25 protein-coding genes are annotated in these 24991 nt (G+C 60.2%); 17 read left to right on the forward strand and 8 right to left on the reverse strand.

From position 1 onward, the window contains the following. Positions 1 to 32: 32 nt before the first annotated feature. A complete protein-coding gene (locus L6762_RS11955) occupies positions 33 to 575 on the reverse strand; it encodes a TetR/AcrR family transcriptional regulator (protein WP_272878701.1) in 543 nt (180 codons plus the stop codon). Positions 576 to 656: 81 nt separating this feature from the next. On the opposite strand from L6762_RS11955, the gene L6762_RS09790 reads away from it, so the two are divergent. From L6762_RS09790 to L6762_RS09810, 6 genes are all read left to right on the forward strand, one after another. After that, complete coding sequence (locus tag L6762_RS09790) at positions 657 to 1358, forward strand: hypothetical protein (protein ID WP_237187051.1); 702 nt, start codon at positions 657 to 659, stop codon at positions 1356 to 1358. Between the two features lie 146 nt (positions 1359 to 1504). Beyond that, complete coding sequence (bioB, locus tag L6762_RS09795; RefSeq protein WP_237187052.1) at positions 1505 to 2740, forward strand: biotin synthase BioB; 1236 nt, start codon at positions 1505 to 1507, stop codon at positions 2738 to 2740. 93 nt (positions 2741 to 2833) lie between these two features. Then, positions 2834 to 3376 carry a cation:proton antiporter gene (locus L6762_RS11960; RefSeq protein ID WP_272878702.1) on the forward strand — a complete coding sequence of 181 codons (543 nt, stop codon included), beginning with the start codon at positions 2834 to 2836 and terminating at the stop codon, positions 3374 to 3376. Between the two features lie 13 nt (positions 3377 to 3389). Continuing rightward, entirely contained in the window at positions 3390 to 4589 is a 1200-nt protein-coding gene (locus L6762_RS09800) for a cation:proton antiporter (RefSeq protein ID WP_272878703.1), read from the forward strand. A 191-nt stretch (positions 4590 to 4780) separates the two neighbouring features. Further along, a complete protein-coding gene (locus tag L6762_RS09805) occupies positions 4781 to 5173 on the forward strand; it encodes a hypothetical protein (protein ID WP_237187053.1) in 393 nt (130 codons plus the stop codon). A 19-nt stretch (positions 5174 to 5192) separates the two neighbouring features. Then, the gene (locus L6762_RS09810) at positions 5193 to 5426 is read left to right on the forward strand and encodes a hypothetical protein (RefSeq protein WP_237187054.1); all 234 of its coding nucleotides are present in this window, start codon (positions 5193 to 5195) and stop codon (positions 5424 to 5426) included. Positions 5427 to 5513: 87 nt separating this feature from the next. On the opposite strand, the gene L6762_RS09815 is transcribed toward L6762_RS09810, so the two are convergent. The 3 genes from L6762_RS09815 to L6762_RS09825 all read right to left on the reverse strand — a co-directional run bounded on the left by L6762_RS09815 (position 5514) and on the right by L6762_RS09825 (position 8165). After that, positions 5514 to 6023, reverse strand: a complete 510-nt coding sequence (locus tag L6762_RS09815; protein WP_237187055.1) for a MarR family winged helix-turn-helix transcriptional regulator — start codon at positions 6021 to 6023, stop codon at positions 5514 to 5516. Between the two features lie 267 nt (positions 6024 to 6290). After that, complete coding sequence (locus L6762_RS09820; protein WP_237187056.1) at positions 6291 to 7067, reverse strand: CE1759 family FMN reductase; 777 nt, start codon at positions 7065 to 7067, stop codon at positions 6291 to 6293. 12 nt (positions 7068 to 7079) lie between these two features. Further along, positions 7080 to 8165, reverse strand: coding sequence for an LLM class flavin-dependent oxidoreductase (locus tag L6762_RS09825; RefSeq protein ID WP_237187057.1), 1086 nt, complete (start codon positions 8163 to 8165; stop codon positions 7080 to 7082). A gap of 212 nt (positions 8166 to 8377) precedes the next feature. On the opposite strand from L6762_RS09825, the gene L6762_RS09830 reads away from it, so the two are divergent. Both L6762_RS09830 and L6762_RS09835 read left to right on the forward strand, forming a co-directional pair. Continuing rightward, positions 8378 to 9703 carry a hypothetical protein gene (locus L6762_RS09830; RefSeq protein WP_237187058.1) on the forward strand — a complete coding sequence of 442 codons (1326 nt, stop codon included), beginning with the start codon at positions 8378 to 8380 and terminating at the stop codon, positions 9701 to 9703. Positions 9704 to 9910: 207 nt separating this feature from the next. Next, positions 9911 to 10834 (forward strand): type IV toxin-antitoxin system AbiEi family antitoxin domain-containing protein, encoded by a 924-nt coding sequence (locus L6762_RS09835; RefSeq protein ID WP_237187059.1) that lies wholly within the window; start codon positions 9911 to 9913, stop codon positions 10832 to 10834. Between the two features lie 69 nt (positions 10835 to 10903). Here L6762_RS09835 and L6762_RS09840 read toward each other — a convergent pair whose 3' ends face one another. Further along, positions 10904 to 11755 carry a PRD domain-containing protein gene (locus tag L6762_RS09840; protein ID WP_237187060.1) on the reverse strand — a complete coding sequence of 284 codons (852 nt, stop codon included), beginning with the start codon at positions 11753 to 11755 and terminating at the stop codon, positions 10904 to 10906. Positions 11756 to 11910: 155 nt separating this feature from the next. On the opposite strand from L6762_RS09840, the gene brnQ reads away from it, so the two are divergent. The 7 genes from brnQ (at position 11911) to L6762_RS09875 (ending at position 18830) form a co-directional block, all read left to right on the forward strand. Beyond that, positions 11911 to 13248, forward strand: coding sequence for a branched-chain amino acid transport system II carrier protein (gene brnQ / locus L6762_RS09845; protein WP_237187061.1), 1338 nt, complete (start codon positions 11911 to 11913; stop codon positions 13246 to 13248). 476 nt (positions 13249 to 13724) lie between these two features. Beyond that, positions 13725 to 14471: a response regulator transcription factor gene (locus tag L6762_RS09850; protein WP_237187062.1), complete on the forward strand. Its 747-nt coding sequence runs from the start codon at positions 13725 to 13727 to the stop codon at positions 14469 to 14471. Positions 14472 to 14476: 5 nt separating this feature from the next. Continuing rightward, positions 14477 to 16030 (forward strand): sensor histidine kinase, encoded by a 1554-nt coding sequence (locus L6762_RS09855; protein WP_237187063.1) that lies wholly within the window; start codon positions 14477 to 14479, stop codon positions 16028 to 16030. A 9-nt stretch (positions 16031 to 16039) separates the two neighbouring features. Continuing rightward, positions 16040 to 16492, forward strand: a complete 453-nt coding sequence (locus tag L6762_RS09860) for a FluC/FEX family fluoride channel (RefSeq protein WP_237187064.1) — start codon at positions 16040 to 16042, stop codon at positions 16490 to 16492. 3 nt (positions 16493 to 16495) lie between these two features. After that, positions 16496 to 16897 (forward strand): fluoride efflux transporter FluC, encoded by a 402-nt coding sequence (locus L6762_RS09865; RefSeq protein ID WP_237187065.1) that lies wholly within the window; start codon positions 16496 to 16498, stop codon positions 16895 to 16897. Positions 16898 to 16977: 80 nt separating this feature from the next. Next, positions 16978 to 17601, forward strand: a complete 624-nt coding sequence (locus tag L6762_RS09870) for a VanZ family protein (protein WP_237187066.1) — start codon at positions 16978 to 16980, stop codon at positions 17599 to 17601. Positions 17602 to 17867: 266 nt separating this feature from the next. Next, positions 17868 to 18830: an MIP/aquaporin family protein gene (locus tag L6762_RS09875; protein WP_272878704.1), complete on the forward strand. Its 963-nt coding sequence runs from the start codon at positions 17868 to 17870 to the stop codon at positions 18828 to 18830. A gap of 77 nt (positions 18831 to 18907) precedes the next feature. On the opposite strand, the gene L6762_RS09880 is transcribed toward L6762_RS09875, so the two are convergent. Then, on the reverse strand, positions 18908 to 20137 hold the full coding sequence (locus L6762_RS09880; protein WP_237187067.1) for an acetylornithine deacetylase: 1230 nt from the start codon (positions 20135 to 20137) through the stop codon (positions 18908 to 18910). Between the two features lie 40 nt (positions 20138 to 20177). Further along, a complete protein-coding gene (locus L6762_RS09885) occupies positions 20178 to 20699 on the reverse strand; it encodes a flavin reductase family protein (protein ID WP_237187068.1) in 522 nt (173 codons plus the stop codon). A gap of 225 nt (positions 20700 to 20924) precedes the next feature. Between L6762_RS09885 and L6762_RS09890 the strand changes: the two genes are divergently transcribed. Then, entirely contained in the window at positions 20925 to 21443 is a 519-nt protein-coding gene (locus L6762_RS09890) for a gluconokinase (RefSeq protein ID WP_237187069.1), read from the forward strand. A 28-nt stretch (positions 21444 to 21471) separates the two neighbouring features. After that, the gene (locus L6762_RS09895; protein ID WP_237187070.1) at positions 21472 to 22878 is read left to right on the forward strand and encodes a GntP family permease; all 1407 of its coding nucleotides are present in this window, start codon (positions 21472 to 21474) and stop codon (positions 22876 to 22878) included. A gap of 82 nt (positions 22879 to 22960) precedes the next feature. Here L6762_RS09895 and L6762_RS09900 read toward each other — a convergent pair whose 3' ends face one another. Beyond that, a complete protein-coding gene (locus L6762_RS09900; RefSeq protein WP_237187071.1) occupies positions 22961 to 24628 on the reverse strand; it encodes an alpha-keto acid decarboxylase family protein in 1668 nt (555 codons plus the stop codon). Positions 24629 to 24991 lie beyond the last annotated feature (363 nt).

Here is a 24991-nt window from a genome sequence, read left to right on the forward strand (position 1 = left end):
TTCTTCTTTTCGGTCGGTTGGATGTCGGGGGCTTAGGCGGTAAAACCCTTAATAAGGGCTGTGAGTGCGGCGGTGTAGGACGCCGGTGGTTCAGCTGGTGGGGTGCTGCCTGTGAGTAGGGCACGGGTCTGCTCCTGCTCAATGAGGCTCAGGCAGGTATGCATGAAGATTTCAGCAGCCAGGGCCGGTTGCGGAGTGCCGGTGGCCAGCGCAAAGTCAGCTTCCAGGGCGTCCAGTAAGGTGAGCCGGTCGGGGGTGAGGGTGGCGGGGTGAAGAGCTAGGGCCAGGCGGATAACTTCGGCACATTCCTTAACTGGAATAAGTTGCTGGTAGATGTTTTCCCCGGTGGTGACCAAGCTATTACGGTCTGCCGGTGTACCGGGGTGCTCAACCGTGGCCAACATGCGGGAAGCGAGAGATGCAAGGAGCTCCTGCTTATTCTTCACATGATAGTAGAGAGCGCCGGGAGCCACGCCCAGTTCGGTAGCCAGCCGACGCATCGAAAGGTCGGCCAGACCAAACTGGCACAGCACATCAAAAGCGGTATCAAGAATCTTCTCACGGGATAAAGCCACCCCCTCATTGTGACCTACTTTCGCTCCCGGCAACAGCTGAGAGCGGGCAAGGTGGGGAAGAAGAGGAGTAGATTTGAACCCATGACCCTCAACTTTTCAGATCTTGCCGCTCGCCTGCGAGCCGGAGAAACAGCCTCACCTGCCGACCTTCACGACGTGCTCACCGCTAGCCCTGCCGCCACCTTCGCCCTCATGGACCTGGCCACAGAACTCCGCGTCGCCCACCACGGTTCAACCGTCACCGCCACCAACCTGCTGGGCGCACCCGCGCTGCAGGTGGCGTCCGTCCGCCTGGAAGTGACCGCCCCGCTCGATGCCGACGCCCTGGCCGCCAACCTGGCAGACCTGGCAGCTGACCCTGCCATTGAACGCATTGACGTGGACTATGTGGGCAGCCCAGCACTCGCCCCCATGGAGGCCCTGCGCGTGCTGGCTGCTGCCCGTCTGGCCGCACCGGCCAAGAGTCTGTACCTGGGGGAGAGTCGCGAAATGACCCTGCGCTCCCTGCAACCTCTGGCTGTGGGTGCCCTGGATTCACTGGTACTGACCGTAGACCCCGCCCAACCCCGCCTGGTGTTTGAAGATCTTAAACTCATCGTGGGTGCTGGCCTGACCATCGCAGATGCGGGCGACCGCGACCTGGTGGCTGAGTATGTAGACCACCTGCGTGCTGCCGGTGTGGAGGACGCGGACGCCTACGCCCAGGTCGCGCTGGAGGGTGCGGCGTCCGGCGGTGGCTGCGGTGGTAACTGTGCCTGTGGCTCTGGAGGCTGTGGCGCCTAGCGCTTTCCGCAAGGGGACCGCAAAACTTGAAAGGGACCGCAAAACACGAGGTCCCTTTTAAGTTTTGCGGTCCCCTTGGCTGGTGGGGGCTATGTAGAGAGAAGTAATAATTTGAACACCGTTCAAAATCGGTGTTGACTGGTTCCATGATTGACTTCTCCGCCATCGCCGACCGCGCCCTGGCCGGACAGCCCGCAAGCCGCAATGAAGCGCTTGCCGCCCTGACCGCCTGCGCCGCCGAAACCTTTGCCCTCGTTGACGCCGCCTCCCGCCTGCGCCGCCATTACTTCGGGAACACCGTCAAGGTGAACTACCTGGTCAACCTCAAGTCCGGCCTCTGCCCCGAAGACTGCACCTACTGCTCCCAGCGCCTTGGCTCCGAAGCTGAAGTGCTCAAATACTCCTGGATCAAAACCGACGAAGCCGTCAAACAGGCCGGCTACGGCATCGCGGGTGGAGCCTCCCGCGTCTGCATGGTCGCCTCGGGCAAAGGACCCACCGACCGCGACGTCGAGCGCGTTGCCACCATGGTCGAAGACCTCAAAGAAGAACACCCCCAGGTGGAAGTCTGCGCCTGCCTGGGCATTCTCAAGGACGGCCAGGCCGACCGCCTCAAGCAGGCCGGGGTGGACGCCTACAACCACAACCTCAACACCAGCGAAGACCACTACGCCGATATCTGCACCACCCACACCTATGCCGACCGCCTCGCCACCGTCGACAAGGCCCAGAATGCCGGGCTCTCGGCCTGTTCCGGCCTGATCGTGGGTATGAAGGAAACCGACGAGCAGCTGGTCGATGCGATTTTCGCCCTGCGCGATCTGGGCGGCGACTCCATTCCCGTCAACTTCCTCATGCCTTTTGAAGGCACTCCGCTAGCTGGCACCTGGGAGCTCACCCCCATGCGCTGCCTGCGTATCCTGGCCACCGTGCGCCTGGTCGCCCCTGATAAGGAGCTCCGTATGGCGGGCGGACGCGAAATGCACCTGCGCACCCTGCAACCCCTAGCCCTGCACGTGGTTAACTCCCTCTTCCTGGGCGACTACCTGACCTCGACCGGCCAGTCAGCCCTTGAGGACCTCAAGATGATTCGGGACGGCGGGTTCGTCGTCCTCGGCGCCGAAGACCGTGACCTGGTCGCCGAACACGAAGACTACCTGCGCGCCCACGGCGTAGACCTCGCCCAAGAAGCTGCTGTTGCGCCCGCGCCCTGCGGGGCGTCCGGTGGATGCGGTGGGTGTAGCTCCGGGGCCTGTGGAACCCACCCGTCCGCAGGGGAGGCGGACGCCGGCGTCCGCCCCGCTGACCAGGGGGCTACCGAGGTTCTTATACCCGAAATCCGCCACCGCGGAGTAGGGACGGACGCCGTCCCCAACTTCTAGCCCCGGGGAAAGGGCATCTCAAAACCACACATGAGGCACAGGGTCCCCCTAGATTGAGGTACTAGAGTTAAAATCGGTGACGAAGGGGTGGGTGTGGAAGTCCTCATTGTGATTGTGGTGCTGTTGCTGGTAAGTGTGGGGGATAGGCTAAATCTGCCCTGGCCCGTGCTGCTGACGCTGGTGACCGCCGTGGTCATCGTGATTCCGCAGATGCCCAGCCTGCACATTGAGCCCGAGATTATTCTGCCCATCTTCCTGCCGCCCCTGCTGTGGGCTATTGGCCAGCGCGTCTCGTGGGGCATGCTGCGCAGAAGCTGGCGCAGCGTCCTGATTTACTCCATCACCCTGACAGCTGTCTCTGCCCTGGTGGTGGGGTGGGCTACCTGGATGATCGTGCCCGGTATCAGCATCGCCCTGGCCCTGGCTATCGGTGCGGCCGTCGCCCCGCCCGACCCTGTGGCAGTAGAAGCTGTGGCTGAGCCGGTAGGTATTCCCCGCCGCGTCATCTCGAATCTGCAGACCGAGGGTATCTTTAACGACGCCGTATCTCTGGTGCTCTTTCACATCGCCCTCGCTGCCCTGACGGCTGGCACCGATCCCCAGCCCCCTGTCTGCCCTCGGCAGTTTCGTCTATAGTGCTCTCGTTGCTGTGGCCCTGGGACTAGCCCTGGGCTGGGGCGGTAGCCTGCTACGCCGCAACCTTTCCGACACCGTGGCCCGCAGTGCGCTAACCCTGGTCATTCCCTTCGGTGTTTACATCATCGCCGAGGAGCTGCATGCCTCGGGTGTAGTAGCCGTGGTCATTGCGGCAATCCAGATGGCCAGCTACAGCGCCGATCTCACCGCCGAAGAACGCCTAGCTAACACCGTTTTCTGGAATGTTCTCGAAATGCTGGCGACCGGTCTAGCTTTCGGCCTCATCGGCCTACAGGCGGGCGAACTGCTCTACAGCGCAGACCGCAATGTGCTGACCATGATTTGGCACGGCGTACTCATCTCGGCCGTTGCCATTGGTACGCGCCTGGCCTGGTTGACCGGCATGTGGCTGTGGGGCCGCTGGCGGGGCTCCCGCCGCACCACCCCGTGCTCCTTTGCTGAAGTGCTGGTGATGACCTGGGCCGGTATGCGCGGTCTGGTCACCCTCGCCCTGGCGCTGAGCCTGCCCGAAATGGCCGACGGCCTGCACACCGAGGCTGTCTTTATTGTGCTGACCGTCCTCTTCTTCACCATGGTCTTCCCCGGTCTGACCCTGCCCTGGCTGGTGCGTGTGCTGGGTGTGAGTGCTACGGCTGAAAAGGACGACCACGAGGAACAGGAGCTCTTGCAGATCGCCCAGAGGGCTATGTGGAAATCTATGTATCAAACCGTTGCTGAGAGCGGGGATTTGCAGTCCTTCGAGCAGCTCAAGCACGTGGTCACCAGCATGATGGACCGTATTGAGGAGGGCCAGAAGACCGGTGACTTCCAGGAGCGCTGGGCTGAACGTCAGCGTCAGTGCGAGTTCATGAACCTGGTGCGGCAGAAATCGGTGTTGGCTGCCCAGGCTGCGGTGCTCGATGTGCGCAACAAGTATGACTATGAAGTAGTGAGTAACGTGCTCTACCAGATTGACGTTCAGGTGCAGGCCCAGGACGCCATGGACCAGGGCTCCGGGGCACTCACCATGTCACTGCCTAAGTCCTTCATTAACGGCGAGCACAAATTGGATCGCGAGAAGGCAGAGCAGCTCTTTAAGACCACCGAGATGCGCATTATCTCGGCCCAAAAGGAGCTAGATGATGAGGCCCTGCGGGTGGCGACCCGTCAGCTACCTGTCGTTGGTGGTGCGGACGCTCGTGAGCGGGCGTGATTCCGGGCACCGGCTAGGTGATACTCAAGAAATTTGCAGAATCATCACCTACTATGGGTAAGTGCTTATTCCGCTGTAGGCCTATAGGGCCTCTGGCTTATTGCCCTCGTGATGGAGGGCAAAAGAAGGGCGCAACACTCGGTAGTATATTCTCAATAAAGAATATAAATTTTTTCACAGAATCAGGATCAATGGACACCAAAGACCTCTCCCCGGCATACTTCACCTCCCTGGCAGCCCTTTTTGCAGGTGCTTTAATGGTGGGTACGAGTTCCACCTGGGTTTCGGTGCTGGGCTGGGTTGTACTGCTGGCGGGTCTAGGCCTGAATATTTTTGCCACCCTGGTGATGGTGCAGCGCCTCAAAGGTGGGCCCCTGCCCGCTATGATTGCCGGTGTGGACACAGATGCCCAGGTAGAGTATGAGGAAGAAGAGGCGTCCGTTGACACCTACCTCTATGAGCCCGAGGCCATTACCGAGTCCCAGCCCCTGGTGGCTGCCGCAACGCCCACTGCTAGTGCCGGTGATGTCGCTAGCGATGATCGTATCTTCCGCTCCCGCGCCCCGCGCCCGCACGTCCGCTAGAACCACAGAAGAGGCCCCCATGGATACCCGTTTTCTTCTTTCCCCCGCTTATCTGGTGTCAGTTGCTGCCCTGATTGTTGGTGCAATCCTCAGCGGCACAACCCTGATGGTGATCGGCTGGATTATCTTCATTATCGGCCTGGCCCTCAATGCCCTGGCTCTGGTGGTGCTGGCTAACCGCGAGCAGCTCTACAAGGCCCAGCGGGTTGGGGTTATTCCCAAGGCTAAAAAGCAGGATTCGGCCGGCCAGTAGTAAAAATCTAAAACTTTTTCTCTGCTTGCCAGCAGAGTACGCAAGAGGGGCGGACGCTGATAAACGTCCGCCCCTCTTGTATGCTATCTAGGCTCTCACGCGCTTGCGTTCGGGGTGGGTAACCTTGCCGAGAACCCCGCGCGAAAAGTGGGCTAGAGCCCGTGCGATGTCGGGGTCTAGCCCCTCAAAGACCGTGCGCTGGACTTCGCGGGTGTAGACCGGGGTGGCTTCTCTGAAGACCTGCCGCCCCTGTGGGGTAATCAGCACGCCCTTGCCCCGTTTATCGCTGGGAACAGAGACTTTAGTAACCCAGCCGTTTTTCTCTAACACGTCAATTTGGTAGGTCAGCCGCGAGGCCGAGACATTGGTGGCGCGAGCTAAATCGCGCATGCGCACTACGCAATCTTCGTTGGTGGAATCTGTCTGTGGGGAATCTAGGATTGCTGCCAGAATCCTGTAGTCTGCCAGCTTAATCTTCACCTCTTCTTTCAAGCATCTATCGAGATGCAGATTAAGGGTTTCTAATGTGTTGGTATAGATCTTCCACAGATTTTCCTGTTCTTTGGTGAAGCGAGCCGGTGTGGGGGCTGTTCCCATAGAACCTCCTCTCCTCTCTACCGGGTGGGCAGGTGTGGTTCAGGAGACTTTACTCAGAAAATCTCTATTCGGTGCTAGCCTAACGCGCAGTGTCACCTGTATGGAATATATGTGGGAAATATTAAGACGGGTTAACGGGTTTGTTGGCATTCACCAGGTAGGACTCCCTTTTGATTGCGCGGCAAAGAGGGTGACAATTTAGACATCTTAAAGAACGGGCGGGAGGGCATGTGCCCTCCCGCTCGTTCGGTGTGCTTATGACTAGGCCTAGGATTCCGGCATATTCCTTTTAAGTAATTCCTCGAAAGGGGTCACGGTTAAAGCCTCTAAGCCCGGGGCCTTGTAGGCTGGCGCAGGTGCCTTCCCGCCCCGCTCTTCCTCAAGAATCCCGAAGAAGGAGCCGGCGTTGGCGTCCTGAACTGCCTGCTGCTTGGCCTCGTCCGCCCCGCTTTCGTGGGCCTGCTGGGGCGCCTGCTGCGAACCCTGCCCGGCAGGTGCTGCCCCGAGCGTCCAGAGGACCAGCTGGGCGAACTCGGCCGCTGCCTTGGCAACGCGCGGAGCCAGGTTGGTATCGGAGCCAAAATCGTCGGTAGCGGCAAAGACGCCCGAGGGGGCAACTGTTGCCTTGAGGTAGCTAAAGAGCGGACGCATGGCCGTCTCCAGCATGAGGGAGTGGCGGGCGGTGCCACCGGTGGCAGCAATCAGCACGGGCTTACCGGCCAAAGAGCCGTCCTCGACGAGGTCCCAGAAGCTCTTGAAGAGCCCCGAGTAGCTGGCCTTAAAGACCGGGCTCACCACAATCAGGGCGTCAGCCTCCCGCACCTGATCCAGGGCGGTCGCCAGCTTGCCCATGGGGAAGCCGGTCAGGTAGTGGTTGGTGATATCGGTAGCTAGAGAGCGGAGCGAAATCTGGGTGAAGCTCGCCTCAACTCCAGCAGCGGCTAGGGCGCGGTCGGTAGCTTCACTGAGGTTCTCACCCAGCAGGGCAGTGGTGGACGGCTCGCCCAAACCCGCTGTGACAACAACAATTGACGGGGTGTTCACGACTTTTCCTCTCTACTTGCCCTGCTCAGCCAGGTGAGCTGCGTAGCGGGGGTGGACGGGAGCCTCGGGTACACCGGCGGGGCGCAGCTTCGCGAACTCTTCGCGCAGGACGGGCACAACCTGCTCACCCAGCATGTCGATCTGGTTCAGAACTTCCTTGAGGGGCAGGCCTGCATGGTCTACCAGGAAGAGCTGACGCTGGTAGTCACCAGCGTAGTCGCGGAAGGAGAGGGTCTTCTCAATGACCTGCTGGGGGGAGCCCACAGTCAGCGGGGTCTGGTCGGCAAAATCTTCCAGGGAGGGGCCGCCTCCATAGACGGGAGCCTTGTCGAAGTAGGGGCGGAACTTGGCGACCGCGTCCTGGGAATTCTTGCTCATGAAGACCTGCCCGCCCAGACCCACAATGGCCTGCTCGGCGGTGCCGTGGCCGTAGTGCCCGTAGCGCTCGCGGTAGAGGTTGATCATCTGCTGGGTGTGCTCCTTGTTCCAGAAGATGTTGTTGTGGAAGAAGCCATCACCGTAGTAGGCGGCCTGCTCGGCAATCTCGGGGGTGCGGATGGAGCCGTGCCAGACGAAGGGGGCGGTGCCGTCTAGGGGCTGCGGGGTGACGGTGAAGGAGTTGAGGGGGGTGCGGAAGTTGCCGGACCAGTTGACCACCTGCTCGCTCCAGAGCTTACGCAGCAGAGCGTAGTTTTCGATGGCAAGGTTGACACCCTGACGGATGTCTTTGCCGAACCAGGGGTAGACGGGGCCGGTGTTGCCACGGCCCAGCATGAGGTCCATGCGGCCGTCGGTCAGGTGCTGCAGCGTACCGTAGTCTTCGGCAATGCGCACGGGATCGGTGGTGGTAATCAGGGTGGTGGAGGTGGAGAGCAGGATGTTCTTGGTCTGGGCTGCGATGTAGGCCAGGGTGGTGGTCGGTGAGGACGCAATAAAGGGCGGGTTGTGGTGCTGGCCGACGGCAAAGACATCCAGGCCAACCTCGTCAGCCTTCTTGGCGATTTCAACGATGGCCTTTTGGCGCTCGTATTCGCTGGGGGTCTTGCCGGTGGTGGGGTCCATGGTGACGTCGCCGACGGAGAAGATACCGAACTGCATGGTGGTGACCTTTCGGGGTGGTGTTGTTGTTTTGATGGTTTTAATCTACCCCTAAAAACTTTCCTTGTAAAGTAACTTGCGGTCGGTGTGTTGTGCGAATGGGAAGGTTTAAAAATTTTCTATGTAAATTATTCTGGCTTGTATTTTGTGTAAAAGAGAGTAGGGTGAGGGGTGTAAGAAGTACATTGATGAATTATTTGAAGGGTTTACTCATGGCTACCATCTCAACCGCCCAGCAACTAACCGACGCCCTCTCAGCTGGCACAAGCGTCCTTGAAATCTCCGGCCGTATTATCGGTATGCCCTCCCTCAAACTCCCCGAAGGGGTTACCCTGCGCGGTGTCACCGACGACGCCGAGCTGGCTTTCGGCGCCAAGGGCCTACAGCTCACCGCCAACAACACCGTCTCCCACCTCAAAATCTCAACCTCAGTTCAGGAACTTGCTATCTTCAACTCCGACGATGTTGAAGACTTCGGCACCCTGCGCCTCGAAGATGTCCGTACCGTGGGGCAGGTCTTCCTCACCGCCGCTGGTGCTAACCGGGCAGGCCGCTTCGAAGCTGACGGCGTGCATGTCATCGCCGCTGATGTGCGCGGGCGCACCCTGCGCCCCCATGCCTACGGTGTCGACGCCCTACAGGGCGGCTTCACCGCCTGGAACCTGCAGAAGGACGAGGATGTCGTTATCACCGCAGAACTACTGAATATCTCTGCTGGAACCGAAGACACCCCCGTCCGCGGCTCCGGCGTGTTCGTGGGTGGTCAAGGCACCGAGGACGGCACTCCGGCAGGAGGCACCCTCGTTATCTCAGAACTGACCACCGGCGACATCTACACCGACGGCGGCATCGCCCCCGGCACCCCCGATCTGATCTCTGGTGGTGTCTTCCTGATATATGGCGGTATCGCCGACAAGGTCATCAACCTGGGCTCCACTACCACCTACGGGCAAAACGATATGGTGCTCGACAACTGGGGTAAGGCCACCGAATGGATCTCTGAAGGCCGCGTCACCTCTCATGGCCCCTCTGGCATTGGCTTCGTCAACTTCGGTGGTATCGACACCCTCGACATCCGCCAGCCCATTCTCACCACAGGTAAGGGCGCTCGTGGTTTCAACCTCTACGACGGCTACCTTAAGAAGGCTATCTTTGACTCCATCGCCACTACCGGCGACGGCTCCATTGGCATTCAGGTCTCCAAGCCGCTTCCGTCGCTGACCGTTAAGCGCGACCTCACCACCGTCGGTGGTGAGGGACTGAGCCTGGTACGCGGCGTCCAAGTCACCCTGCAGGCCATCGCCCTGTCCATCAAGGACGGGGGCGAGCTCGACTCCATCGAGGTCGGCGGCGAAATTTCCACCAGTGGCGATAATGTACCTGCCATTGAATCGGCTGGCTCGGTCAAGGCGTTTGCTGCCACCGCCGTCCGCGCAACAGGATCCGGGGCGGACGCCGTCCGCTACCGTGCAGGCTCCCTGCCCCTAGACGGGTTGGCTCTGTACGCCCGTGACGGGGAGCAGGCTACCGAACTCTAAAGCGGCGCTCACTGCCCTACTCTTTCTCTCATGACCCTAGAGATTATCTCGGGGTGAAGAGAGAAAGAATAGGGCGCTCTTTGTGACGACGTAGAGGCCGTCTCGTGTCTTCTTGTCCACAGGCATCTGACGAGCGAAAATAAGGGTTATCCACAGGCGCAAATAGGGTCACTTGAAGCGCCCGCGCCTTTTTGCCACAGTAGCGGCATGGAACTCACCCTCTCACACATCTGTTCAGCGATGCACACTCACCGCGATCTCAAAGACTCAGGCATGAGCAATAATCTCATCAGCGCAAAACACCGTAGAGGTGAGCTTATACGTCTGACGCGCGGGGTCTATCTCAAAGGCGATATCGCACGACACTGCACAGGCAGCGATCGAGCTAAAGCTGTGACGGTAGCCCTTCAGAAAACCCGTCCCACAGCCGTAGTGAGTCATCAGTCAGCCGCTCTGCTGTGGGGTGCGCCGCTGATGGCCCTACCCCCTAAAGTGCACCTCTCCCTCTTGGGTATCAATAAGTCGGGGCACCCGCAGGCAATTCTGCATAGCCATAAGGTAAAAGAATGCTCTCTGGCTACTGATTTAGGCGGAGTCAGAGTCACGAACCCGCTCACAACCGTCATAGACTGCGGAAAAACTATGCCCCTGCAAGAGTCGCTAGCTATCGCAGATTTCTTTTTAAAACACGGGCATCTTGAACTCGACACTGCACAAGAAGAGCTTGAACACTGTGCGGGGCGAGGCTCCCAGAAATTACGTGTTGTGGCTGCGCTGATGAGCCCGCTGAGCGAATCTCCTCTGGAGTCTTTTGCCAGGCTTCGCCTCTATCAGGGAGGTCTCGAGCCGCCTATTCAACAGTTTGAAATTATTACCCCGTCCGGGCGCCTGTACCGTGCTGATTTTGCCTGGCCTCACCTCAAGCTACTTCTTGAGGTGGACGGTCTGCATAAGTATTACGGAGCCTACCGGGCAACCGATGAGCAGCTACGCAATGATGCGCTGAGACAGCGGGAATTAGAACTGGCGGGGTGGACGGTTATTCGCGCCACCTGGGGTGACCTGGCGCAGCGCCCGGAACTGTTGATCTCAAGGTTGCGTCACCTTGGCGTCCGGGTAGCCAGCCAATGACCCTACTCTTTCTCTCTTGACCCTAGGGATTATCTCGGGGTGAAGAGAGAAAGAATAGGGCGGACGCCGCTAGGAGGTGCCGTACTGGTCCCGGGCCAGGCGGGCGATATGAATCGTCAGATAGGTCAGCTCATCATCGGTCAGGTTCTGCTCCAGGTGCATCTCAAGCACCAGCTTCACCTTGACCGCCGCAGCAAAGGCGCGGGGGTGGGCGTCCTTCAGGCTTTCAAGGAGCATGGGGACGCTCGTGCCCGCGTCCGCAGTCTGGGCGGCACCCGCGCGCACAAAGAGATAGCGTAGATGCGTCACGAAACGGGCAGCGCTCATGAGTGAGCGATCCACCGGGCCGCCAAAGCCAGCCCCAATCACCTCAAAAATTTGAGAGAGCACCTCAGTCATGCGGTAGGTGCCGCCCATATCCTCAGAGGCAAACTGCGAATTAACCAGGTGCATAGCCAGCGGAATCGCCTCAATCTCGGGCAGCTCAACGCCCAAGCGCTCCTTGACCAGCTCCAGGGCACGGCGCCCAAACCGCACCTCCTGCGGGTACAGCTGAGACACCTCAAGAGCCAGCGGGTAATCCACCGCCAGCCCCTCCCGGGCCCGCACCACCGCATAGCTGATATGGTCAGCCACCGGCACGATAAAGGAATGAGAAATCGTAATGCCCTCGGCCTTGACCAAAAACTCAAGCTCGGTCGCCAAGCCCAAAATCTCAGACGGAATCTTCGCCAGCGACCCCGCCAAATGCTCATCGGGGGTGCCGTGCTCCGGCACGAAGGTCTGCTCAATGAGGGTGGGGTCAACCATGTCGCCCTTACGCTTACCAAACGCTAAGCCGCGACCGATAACCACCATCTGCTCGCCCGTATAGGCCTGAGCCAGAGCCACATTGTTGTTATAAATACGTGAAATGCGCAACGTGACCCCCTTTCGCCTCAGGTTCAAAACGCGCGAATATCCCTACCAGTCTACCGACCCACCGCCACCCGCGGGCCCCACGCGCCCGCAACCTACCCAATAAAGAGGAGTAAACTAAACCCTTTCGTACGAATAGAGAACTACCCCCCACACTTATGAACTCAGCACCCACTAAATCATCACCGCTCATCAGCATCGTGGTCACAGCCCTCATGCTGTTCTCCATGTTCTTCGGCGCAGGCAACCTCATCTTCCCCGCCATGCTCGGTGCAGAAGCTGGTGAAAACTTCACCCCCGCCATTACAGGCTTCCTGGTGACCGGCGTCCTCATGCCCATCCTGGCTGTTATCGCGCTCGCCGTCACCGGCCGCGACCTGCAAGATTTGGCGGCCCGCGGCGGAAAAATCTTCGCCCTCATCTTCCCTCCCCTGGTCTACCTCTCCATCGGCGCCCTCTACGCCCTGCCGCGTACCGGTACCGTCAGCTATGCCATGGCCGTAGACCCCTATCTGTCGGCGGACGGCATGGTGCCCACCCTCATCTTCTCTGCCGTCTTCTTTGGTGTCTCCTACCTGCTGGCTATGAACCCCACCGGTATCGTCGACACCCTGGGCAAGTACCTGACCCCCGCCCTGGTGATCCTGCTGGGTGTGCTGGTCGTGATGAGCTTTATTACCCTGCGCACTCCCTCGGCTGCACCGACTGAAGACTACGCCACGGGTGCTTTTGCCACCGGCTTCGTCAACGGCTACATGACCATGGATTCCCTGGCAGCTCTTGCCTTCGGCATCATCGTGATTGCCTCCCTGCGTGAAAAAGGGGTGACCGGACGCAGCGAGATGCTCCGCAGCGTCGCCTTGGCCGGCGGTATTGCCGGCGTGCTGCTGGGTGCGGTCTACCTGGGGCTGGGCTATATTGGCGAGCATATCGCGGACGGCCAGGGATACAAGGACGGCGCAGCCCTGCTCACCGACGCCGCAGCCCAGACCATGGGCGGCCCCGGTGCCGTCGTCTTCGGCCTCATCGTACTGCTAGCCTGCCTGACCACCTCGGTGGGTCTTATCGGCGCAACCAGCTCCTTCTTCAACAAGCTGGTGCCCTCGGTCTCCTACCGCACCTGGGCTATCATCTTCACCCTGATTGCCTTCGCGTTGGCGTCCTTCGGCCTTGAAGGGCTGATGAGCTTCGCTATCCCCATCATCACCACCCTCTACCCGCCGGCCCTGACCCTGGTCGTCCTCACTCTTATTGAGGCCGCCCTGCGCGCCCCCTGGATGAACCTCACCCACCGCTTCGCCCTGCTGGTCTCGGTGATTTGGGCCCTGCTCATGACCCTCAACTCCCAGGGTCTTGGTTCAAACGTGATCGAGCCCCTCATCGGCTGGGCCCCCGCCCACGCCTACGACCTGGGCTGGTTCGTACCCACTCTGGTTGCCGCCCTCATCGGTGCCGCCATCGACCTGGTACAGCACCGCCGCGCGTCCGCCCGCTAAGCCGGGCACCGCACCGGCCTCTTAGGAGGGCAAAAAGAAAGGGTCTTGCTCCCGCATCTGCGGGGCAAGACCCTTTGCTGTAGAGAGGCTCGCGCTGAGGGGAACCACAACCATCAACGCGAGCCCGCCTAACGAGTTGCGAGGTGGTTCATTCAACTCAAACTTAGAAAGCCTCTAGGCAACCCGTCATAAAGTTTCTTCAAAAATAAACAATTGACAGCCTGCTCAAAACTCTACCCGATGAAGCCACGGAAATAAACCCGCGGTGTTCATAAAGCCAGGTCTTTGTGAAACATTACATCTCTGTGTCATTCATGCGACACAAAACAGCCTCCCACTTGCTTCTATAAGGACCCCCGCTTCCAGTTTGCTCCCGCTCACACTCGCATAAGAATCGCCTGTGAAAACAGCCCCCAAAGCCCCCAAATAGCGGTTAAGGTACCCCTAAACTTCCGCGGTTGGCTACCCTTAGAAGTATGAGCAGCACAGCAACCGATATCGCCAAGAACCTTCCGGCCCTTGAACACCCCGACGGGTCGCCCATCCGCGCCCTCGTAGTTGACGATGAGCGCATGCTCGAAGAGCTGGTCAGCGTGGCACTCAAAATGATTGGCTGGGAGGTCAAATCAGCGGGTGAGGGCCCCGCAGCCCTGGCTATCGCCCGCGGCTGGCGCCCCGACGTCCTCGTGCTCGACATCATGATGCCCGGCTTCGACGGCGTTGAGTTGCTCTCCCGCATCCGCAAGCTCTACCCCGAGGTGCCCTGCCTCTTCCTCACCGCCAAAGACTCCGTGGACGACCGCATCGTCGGCCTAGCAGCCGGCGCCGACGACTACGTCACCAAGCCCTTCTCCATGGAAGAGGTCATCATCCGCCTGCACCGCCTGGTGCAGCGCTCCGGCGTAGCAGCAGCCAATGACGCTGAACTCGTAGTCGGCGACCTGGTGCTCAACCAGGACACCCGCGAAGTTACCCGCGGCGGCGAAGAAATCCAGCTCACCGCAACCCAATTCGATCTGCTGCGCTACCTCATGGAAAACGCTAAGCGCGTGGTCTCTAAGGCCCAGATTCTCGATAATGTCTGGAACTACGACTTCGGCGGCCAGGCCAACATTGTGGAACTCTACATCTCCTACCTGCGCAAAAAGATTGATGCGGGCCGTGAGCTCATGATTCATACCGTGCGCGGCGCAGGCTACGTCATTAAACCCGCCAACCAGTAGGGCCCATGGCAGCACCTTCACAGTCTGCGGGCAGTCCTGCGCCCGCTTCGGGGCAGGAGCAGGCCCAGGACGCAGTCCCCACCGGGCTGCGCACCGCCCCCCACCTGCGCACCAAGCTCATCGCCATTCTGGTGACCATGCTGGGTATCGCCTGCCTGATTATTGGCGTTTCGAGCTACATTGCCCTCTCTAGCTCTCTCATGGACCGGGCTTACGGGCAGCTCGACGAAGCTGCCCACCGAGCGGTTTCTTTCAAACCCGGTGGTCCTGCCGGGCAAAGCAGTAGCACCGAGGTAGACGGCTGCCAGCAGTTCAACGGCCGCACCACCCTTGACGCCCCCGGCCAAGGGCCCGGTACTCTGAGCCTGTGCACCGCCAACGGCCAGACCGTGGTGGCTGGTCTACTTGACTCGGTTGGCTCCACCCAGACCCTCAGCGATGCCGACCAGCAGACCCTGCTGGCGCTCTCCACCTCTAACGGAACCGTTGAAGTAGACCTTGAGGTGGGTGAATACCTGGTTGTCATGCAGGATAACCCGGTCAGCAAGGGCGTCATCGTCACCGGCGTACCCCTGGCAGAAACCCACCGTACCCTCGCTGTGCTGGTAGCTGTGATCGCTGCAGGCTCGGTTGCCGTGATGATTGGTGCCGGTGTGCTGGGCTCCTGGATTATCCGCCGCACCATGCAACCCCTTGAGCGGGTTTCACAGGTAGCAGCGGGCGTCGCCCACATGGACCTGGCCCTCGAAACCCTGCCCGAGGCAACCCGCGTGCAACCCGCGGACGCCCACCCCGGCGACGAGGTGGGAGCGGTTGGGTATGCCCTCAATCAGCTCCTAGACAACGTGCAGTCGGCTCTTGAAGCGCGCTCGCGCACTGAGGAACAGATGCGGGTCTTTGTGGCGGACGCCTCCCACGAGCTGCGGACGCCCCTGGCGGCTATCAAGGGGTATGCCGATATGATTCGCTGGACCGAAACCCTCACCGACCAGGGTAAGACGTCGCTAGAGCGCGTGAACTCGCAGACCGAACGCATGTCGCGCCTGGTCGAAGACCTGCTTCTGCTGGCTCGTCTCGACGAAGGGCGCGAGCCTGAGATGACCGAAGTGGATCTGACCGAACTGCTGGTAGAAAACGTCATGGACCTGCAGGTGGCAGCCCCCTCTCATATCTGGCAGCTTAACCTGCCCGAGGACGTGGTGGAGGTGCGCGGTGACCGCTCCCAGCTGCAGCAGGTGCTGTTGAACCTGCTCTCGAACGCCCGGAAGCATACGGACGAGGGCACCACGGTGACCGCCTCCCTGTCGATTTCTGCCAGCGGCCGCGAGGCCATCATGAGCGTGAGCGATAACGGCCCCGGCATTGACCCCGAGTTCAAGAGCAAGATTTTTGACCGCTTTACGCGGGCGGACGCTGCCCGCTCCGGCTCCGATGGCACCACCGGCCTGGGGCTTCCCATCGCCAAGGCCATTGTGGAAGCCCACGGAGGTTCTATCGATGTAGTCTCCCGCCCGGGGCGTACCGAGTTTACGGTGCGTCTGCCCCTGCTGGTGGCGTAGGCTGGGGGAATGACCCCTACATTTCGCGCAACCTGGCTCGTCTTTCTGGGTGGTGGAGCAGGTGCCCTGGTGCGGGCCTTGCTCCTGGCTGCCTTTCCCGTCTCTGGCACCCTACCCGTGACCGTGCTGGTGGTGAACTGGGTGGGGGCCTTCCTGTTGGCTCTCTTGACGGGTGCCCTGCTTGCCGCTGCCCCGGGAGGGGTCTTGACGGCTCGTGCTGAGGAGCTCCGTCTTACGCTGGGCACCGGCTTTCTGGGCGGGTTCACCACCTATTCCACCTTCGCCCTCGCCCTGGCTCAGCTGACCCTGGGCGGGCACTGGGGAATGGCTGTCACCTACGCCCTGCTCTCGCTTGTTGGTGGCTACCTGCTGGCCTGGGCTGGCTGGCAGCTCGGGGGTAGATGGGGGAGGCGCGGACGCCCGCCCCACGCCGACACGTCAGCTCGTGGAGCGGGGGAGTAGGGTATGGTCTATCTTTTGGTCTTTATCGCCGGTGGCGCAGGCGCTGCCCTGCGCCTGTGGGTTGATGCCTGGGTTAAGGCCCTCGTGTCAAGGCTCTGGCAAGTGTCTATGCCGTTTGGGACATTCTTTATTAATGTCACTGGGTCCTTTCTTCTGGGCTGCCTCACCGGCCTTCTTGCTGCCCATATTGAGCCTATTCCCGGCGCGGAAACTTTTGTAATTACAGAAAACCTCACCCTCATTCTGGGGGTGGGCTTCTTAGGTGGCTACACCACCTTCTCCACCGCCCTGCTCGAAACCCTACGAGCCCCCGGTAAGCTGGCCACCGTCGTCCTTGCCCTCGGCCAACTATTTGCCGCAACCGCTGCCGCCGCGGCCGGGCTGACCTTGACCGCCCTCATCTAGTCTCTCGTTATTCTTCTCTGTTATGACCCAGCTAAACCCGGTACACTCAATCACTCAGATTCTTGTTGATATATAAGACTATGCAGTACTACTTCTACTTCTCGATTCCTGTGCTCCAGCAGGCTCTTTCCCTCTGGGCCCTGCTCATGGTGTTTATCGTGCCTGCCCTCTGGTGGTTTGGCCGCCACCTGCCTGCCCGCAGGCTCCTGCGCCGCATAGCTGCCACGGGCGTCCTGGTGCTTTACGCTACCGGGGTCATCGCCTACACCTTCCTACCCCTGCCCGATAACGACGTCTTTGTCTGCCCCGATGGCTGGGGCAGCACCTATCCCCGCTTTTCTTTGGGCTGGAGCATGGAGTTCGCCGTCGCCGCCAACGACAGCCTGCTCGGCGCCCTTTTCTCCACCTACGTGCTGCAGATGCTGCTGAACGTGCTGCTCTTTGTGCCCTTTGGCCTGCTGGCCCGCTGGCGCTGGGGGGCTAGTTTTCGCACCGTGCTCTTTGCTGCCTTTGGCACTTCGCTCGCGATCGAGCTGACCCAGCTGACCGGTATCTGGGGTTACTACGACTGCGCTATCCGAACCTTTGACGCCGAAGACATCTTCAACAACACCCTGGGTGCCGTACTGGGCTGGGGCGCCCTTGCCGCCTGGCAGTATCGCCATACCCTGCCGGGGCAGCTGCGCCGCCTCTTCGGGCGCTAGTGGGGTGGGGCGTCCGCCTCGTTGACCCGCGCGGACGCCCGCCCCGCCCCTCGCCGTCTTAGCTGGTGGGTGGGGCTGATGGGTGCTTGGTCACAGCGCTTGGAAAAGAGGGCGATAAACCGCTTAAGTGTTAGGGCACTTTTACTCCTAAGCCTTGCCGCGTAAAACCCAATCATTCACACTTAAAGCCAAGTGAAGCAAACTATGGGCTGAAGGATCCGGCACCTGCCTGGGCGTACTAGCCCCCGATACTTGCGGAGAAGCACGTGAACACCATCAGCCCCTACCTCGCTGAATTCCTGGGCACCATGATTATGGTGACCATCGGTTGCGGCGTCATCGCCACCGTCGAACTGCGCCGCTCCAAGGGCCACGGCGACAACTTCTTCACCATCGCCTTCGGCTGGGGCTTTGCCGTTGCCTTCGGTGTCTACGCCTCCCACGCCTACTCCGGCGGCCATCTCAACCCCGCCGTCTCTATCGGCCTAGCCGCCTACGGGGAGTTCGACTGGGCCATGGTGCCCGGCTACATCATCGCCCAGGTCGCCGGTGCTATGGTGGGTGCGGGTTTCGTCTTCCTCAACTACCTGCCCCACTGGAAGGCAACCGCCGACCGCAAGATCAAACTCGGCGTTTTTGCTACCGTGCCGGCTATTCACAACTACTTCACCAACGCCCTGTCTGAGATTATCGGGACCTTCCTGCTGGTCTTCTCGGCCCTCTACGTGGGGGTTAACTTCACCCCCGTCCTTGAGGGGTCAGCCCTGGCCCTCAACCTGAACCATGTGCTCAAGCCCCTGGCCTTTGGCTTCCTGGTCACTGTGCTGGTGATTGGTCTGGGTGGCCAGACCGGCTTTGCCCTCAACCCGGCCCGCGATTTCGGCCCCCGCCTCATGCACGCCCTGCTACCTATTCACGGTAAGGGTAGCTCCCGCTGGTACTACGCCTGGGTGCCGGTGTGCGCCCCCATCGCAGGCGGCATGATGGGTGGGTCCTTCTTCAAGCTCTACTACGACGGCCAGTTCTCTATCTTCCAGGTGGTCGGCGTCGTGCTGGCCCTGGCTGTGCTCGGGTTTGGCCTGTGGGCTAATAAGCACATGTACCGGTCTAAGTCGGCTGAGGTGCTGCCCCAGAGTGAGGACACCGAGGCTACCGCCGCGTCCGCCGCCGCCACCTACGTGCCCACCGGCAAAATCCCGGTCGTGCAGAAGAGGGCCTTTTGGGAGTAACCCACTCGGTGCTGTGCAGACTTCTTGGGCTGTGTGCAGGGTTTTCTCTGCACACAGCCCAAAAAGTCTGCACCGGACTATGTGCGGCTAGCCCACTCCAGCACCTTGAGCATGAAACGGTCGCAGGCCTCAATCTGGCTCAGTTCAATCCACTCATTGGGGGTGTGGGCCTGGGCGATATCGCCGGGACCGCACACCACCGCCTGCACCCCGCCATAGAGGGCGAACTGGCCAGCCTCAGTACCGTAGGTAACCTTCTGGGCCTCCACAGAACCGGGGCGCCCCGCCCACTCGTTAGCCAGGGCAATAATCTCAGCACCGTCAGCAGTTCCCAGGGCAGGGACGGCAGCCAGCAGCTCATGGGTAATACCCACGGCGTCAACAAACTCGCCGGGTGCAGCGCCAGCCAGGGCCTCAGCGTCCGCTGCCCGCGCCTTCAGTGCAGGCAACAGGTCGTCGGCAATCTTCGCCTCAACCAGGGCCAGCACCTCGTCGGTCGTCATCTGGGGAACCGTGCGGAAGTCATACTCCAGCACCACGTGCTCACCCACAATGTTGTACTGAATACCACCGCGGGCAAAGTTCACCCCGCCGGTGGAATAGGGCACCACAAACCCCTCATCAAAGGGACCCTCAGCCCGCCAGGTACCGGCCAACTGCTCAAAGAAAGTAATAAACTCCGCCGCCTGCGCCAGAGCGTTAACCCCGTGCGGGCCCAAGGATGCATGCTTAGCGATACCCTTGAAAGTCACCCGGCCGCGGTGGGCACCCTTATGGGCAGAAATAACCTGCATCATGGATGGCTCACCAATCACCGCAAAATCAGGGTTAATACCGCGGGCCTTAAAATCTCTGACCATAGCAGGCGCACCCACACAGCCAATTTCCTCATCGTAGGAAAAAGCGAAATGAACGGGCCTAGCCAGCTCCGCTTCACGCAACTGGGGCAGCAGCCACATAGCCGACCCAATAAAAGACTTCATATCCGACGCCCCGCGCCCGTAAAGCTTGCCGTCCTTCACCAGGGGCGTGAAAGGGGCAGTGACCGTCCATGCCTGGCCCTCAACCGGCACCACGTCCGTATGCCCCGACAGCACCACGCCGCCGTCCCTACCACCGTCAGCGGCGGGCACGGTCACGAAGAGGTTGGCACGCTCGCCGTCCTCGCTGTAGGTGTAGTGCGGGGTCAGGCCGTGAGCCTCAAACTCAGCCGCCAACAGGTCGAGCACGGGGCGGTTGCTGGTCTGGCTGATGGACTGCGCGGCAATAAGCTTTTCAATCCAGGGAAGAGATGCAGGGAGTGTCATAGCACCAGTCTAAAACCCCGGGGCCTGCCGGGGCGCTAGATTACAGAGCGGAGTGGTCGCCCAGACCGTGGAAGCGGCGGGCATGGTAAACAGTGGGGGCTGCGTTGGCGTCGTGGCGGATGAAGTCGGTAACCTCGGCGGTAAAGACAACGGCCGGGCCCGCATCGAGGGTACCCAGGGGGCGGACGCGCAGCACCCGGCTCACCCCGTGCAGCAGGGGCTCACCGGTGGGTAAGCGATCCCAGGTGGATGTATCACCGAACTTATCGGCCTTGCTGATTGAGAAGAGCTTGGCAATCTCGATGTTGTCGGCACCAATCAGGTGAATCAGGAAGGAATCAGCGTCGATGATGCGGGCAGCCGAACCGGTGCGGTCCTTGAAAGAAAAAGACACAATAGGGGGCTCTGCGGAAACCGATGACAGAGATGAGATAGTCAGGCCACCCGGCAGCCCGTCGGAACCTTCAGCGGTAATGATGGCAACGCCCGCCGCCTGCGCGCCGAAAGCCTCGCAGAACAGTTCAGTGGCGGTCTTTTCGCTGATATTTACCTGGGTGGTCATGGTCGGTTTTCCTTTGTGCGGCTGCTTGGGGACTACAGCGCCTGAAGCGCTTGGTCTCAGCCTAGGACTTCAGATGCACCAAACCCTAGCCTTTCTCACATATTGCCCCTATGAGTAGAACTGTGACACTGTTACGCCAACCTGCTGTAACAAAGGGTAGAAGTCGTATGTCTTGAGTGCTTTGTGCATTCGATATACAGACTAAATGGGTGCACAATAATAGACATGACAACGGAAAACACACATCACATTGTCGTGATGGGTGTGAGCGGTACCGGCAAAACCAGCATCGCCCACGCCCTGCGCGACCAGCTAGGGTGGCCATTCGTCGAAGGCGACGACCTGCACCCTGCTGAAAACATCCAGAAAATGAGCGCCGGGATTCCCCTCACCGACGACGATCGCGCCCCCTGGCTTGCCCGCATCGCCACCTGGATCAAGGGCGCGGACGCCCGCGGCGAGCACACGGTCGTCACCTGCTCTGCCCTCAAGCGCGCCTACCGCAATGTACTGCGTGAAGCCGCCCCCGGCGTCCTTTTCGTTCACCTGACGGGGTCGCGCGAAACCATTGCAGACCGCATGATGCACCGCGAAGGCCACTTCATGCCCACCTCCCTGCTCGACTCCCAGTTCGCCACCCTCGAACCCCTTGAAGCTGACGAAGCCGGCGTACTCGTTGATATCTCCGGCACCCCCGAAGAAGTCGCTGCCGCTGCTCTGGCAGCTCTGCGCCCCACCCTCTAAAACACCCCCCACACGAAAGCACATCACCATGCCTCTTCCCGAAGACTGGGTCCAAACCCTTACCGCCGGGCCGCTTCTTGCCATCGCCACCGGCGCGATTCTGCTACTGCTCCTGCTCATCATCAAGTTCAAACTCCACGCCTTCCCAGCCCTCATCATCGTCAGCCTGCTCACCGCGGTTGCCACCGGAATCCCCATCGCCAGTGTCGTACCTGTCATGCTCAGCGGCTTTGGCTCCACCCTGGCCTCCGTAGCTCTGCTCGTTGGCCTCGGCGCCATGCTCGGTGCCCTCATCCAATACTCCGGCGGCGCCCAGGTACTTGCCCATAAGCTCATCTCGGTCTTCGGTGAAGACCGCGCCCCCATCGCCCTCGGCGTGGCATCTATGCTCTTTGGCTTCCCCATCTTCTTCGATGCCGGCCTGGTCGTCATGCTCCCCATCGTCTTCTCTGTCGCCCGCTGGGTAGGTGGCTCCCTCCTGCTCTACGGTATTCCCGCTGTGGGTGCCTTCTCCGTTATGCACGTCTTCGTACCGCCGCACCCCGGCCCCGTCTCAGCCGCCTCCTTCTTTGAAGCCAACGTCGGTACTCTGCTGCTTGTTTCCCTCATCATTGCGGTACCCACCTGGTACCTAGCGGTCTACCTCTTCTCCCAGTTCATCGGTAAGCGCATTGACCTGCCGGTTCCTGCCCTCATGGGCCACGAAGAAACCCAGGACTCACCCCTCAACCCGCCTTCCTTCGGCACCGTTCTCTTCGTGCTGCTGCTCCCCATGGTCCTCATCTTCCTCAACACCGGTCTCAACACTCTGGCAAAGGGAGGCGTGCTGCCTGAAAGTGCAGCAGATGAAACCTGGTTCCAAACCCTGCGTCTGCTTGGTGAGACCCCTGTTGCCCTGCTCATTACCTCTCTCGTTGCCATGTACCTGCTCGGCTTCAAACGTAAGGATCACGCGCTGGGTATCCAGCAGACTATGGACGGCGCGCTTCCCGCGGTCTGCTCCGTCATCCTGATTACCGGCGCCGGTGGTATGTTCGGTGGCGTGCTGCGATCCTCAGGAATCGGCGATGCTCTCGCCGATGTGCTGGGTGACCTGGGTGTTCCCCTCATTGTTGCGGGCTTCCTCATTGCCGCAATTCTGCGCGTTGCCCAGGGGTCAGCGACCGTAGCCCTGACCACCGCTGCAGGTCTCATCACCCCCGGTGTTCTGGCTGCAGATTTCAATTCCATCCAGCTGGCTGCCCTTGTCGTTTCGGTCGCCGCAGGCTCTGTGGTGCTCTCGCACTTCAACGACTCAGGTTTCTGGCTGGTCAGCCGCTTCTTCAATATGGACGAGAAGACCACCCTCAAAACCTGGACGGTGATGGAAACCCTCATTGGTGTCGTAGGTTTTGCCGGTGCCGTGGCCGTGTTTGGGGTCGCTAGCCTGCTTTAGTTGCCTGTGGGCTATGGCCGGACGCGCCCGCCCCGCCTTCGTGCGTGAAGGCGGGGCGGGCGCGTCCTTGCGGGCTCTTAAACTACTTCTTCTTGTTGAGCTGGGCTGCCTGGGCGCCGAACTTCTCAAGCAGCTCGGGCATATCCATGGGTGCGGTGACCACCTCAATGAAAACCAGCTTGTCACGGTTCTCCTTAGCCACTCGGCAGGCCTCGTCGAACTCGCGAACCGTAGCAGCGCGTAGCGTGACGGTGTTAGAGTCTGTGCCGCCGAAGGCTGCCGGAATCTTCGACCAGTCGTAGGCGGTGATGTCGTTGTACTCAGCCTCCACGCCGTGAATAGACCGTTCAATCGTGTAGCCATCGTTGTTAATCAAGAAGACCACCGGGTTCACGCCCTCGCGGATAATGGTGCCAATCTCCTGAATCGTCAGCTGGGCTGAGCCGTCACCCACCATCAGCACGCCACGGGAATCGGTATCGGCCATGGCCGCACCCAGCAGGGCCGGAATGGAGTAGCCGATAGAACCCCACAGGGGCATACCGATAAAGCGGGAGTTGCGCGGGAACTTGCGGGTTGCCATGCCGAAGAAAGAGGTGCCCATATCGACCACAACGGTGTTCTTCTCATCCAGGTTTGATGAGAGGACCCGCCACAGGGCGTCCTGGGTCAGGGCTTCGTCGGTGATCTCAGGTAGGGGCTCGTCGGTGGTGGGTGCCTCAAAGGGGGTGCCTTTCAGACCGAGCTTGAGAGACACCTCTTTAATGATGTTCAGGGCGCTGGACATGGTGAGCGGGGCATAGTGACGATCGGCGATGCTGGTGCTCTCAGCACCGATGTTAATAACCCGCCCAAAGTCTATCTGATGTGAGTATATGCCGGTTGTGGTATCTGTAAATTCCACGCCAGCGCAGACCAAAACCTCGGCATCTTCTACTACCGCACGGGTATGTTCAGCCGACAGGCCGCCCACGTAGATGCCCGCGAAGTTGGGCTTGGTTTCGTTCAGTACGGCCTTGCCCCACATGAGGGACGCGAAGGGGAACTTGGTCTCGGTAACCAGGGCGCGGACGTCCTGCACCGCCCCCAGGCGCTCAGCCATGATGTCTGCCAGCACTGTCACGCTCTTGCCGCGCATAAAGTCGGTGACGGCCTCCTTAAAGAGGGCTTCGACGTCAGGGGAAGAAACATGGCTATCCACATCAAGCGGACGCGACGGCGGGGTAGCCGGCATAGTGGACACATCAACCGGCAGCATCAGGTAGCCCGGCTTACGGTGGATGACGGCGGTACGGATGACGCGGTCAATATCGGTGGCGGCGGTCGCCGGGTGCAGAGCCGCAACCGCAGCAGACACCTCGGATGCCATACGCATGAAGTGCTTGAAATCGCCATCGCCCAGAGTGTGGTGCATGCGCAGATGGGAATTCTGGGCTGAGAGGCTGGGAGCACCCACAATATGAATCACGGGTACGTTCTCGGCGTAGGAACCGGCGGTCGCATTGATGGCCGACAGTTCGCCTACTCCGTAGGTTGTTACCAGGGCGCCCAGCCCCTTAACGCGGGCATAGCCGTCCGCCGCATAGCCGGCGTTGAGCTCATTGGCGTTGCCCACCCAATCAAGCTTCTCGTGCGCAAGCACATCGTCGAGGAAGAAGAGGTTAAAGTCCCCTGGCACGCCGAAGACTTTGTCTACGCCCAGCTCAGCCAGGCGATCGAGAATATAGTTACCCACGGTATAGGTCATCATTGACTCCTTGGTATCAAACAGAACAGGTTATGTGACCTGTGACATTCATATCTAGTGTAGTGGGTGAAGGAAAGTTAGATATTGGGCTCCAAGTGCCTGAGTCTTAGTCTGGTGCGCAGAGGTGCGGGGGGTGAAACCTAATGTGTATCCCTCTTAGGCACTAACTAGGGAGAAGTGATTGGCTATATATCTAGGGCTGAGCTTCCACAGAGATGGAACCCTGTAGACTGAAATGCAGTGATATGTACTGGGTTTAGTTCCGACCCCGTACATTGGAAACAAACAAAAAAGAGCAAAGGAACTTCACCCATGCCCACCAAATACCCCCAAGAACTCAAAACAAGAGCCCTACGCCTACTGGCC

The organism is Rothia nasimurium (genome assembly GCF_928381705.1).
Classification (GTDB): domain Bacteria; phylum Actinomycetota; class Actinomycetes; order Actinomycetales; family Micrococcaceae; genus Rothia; species Rothia nasimurium_G.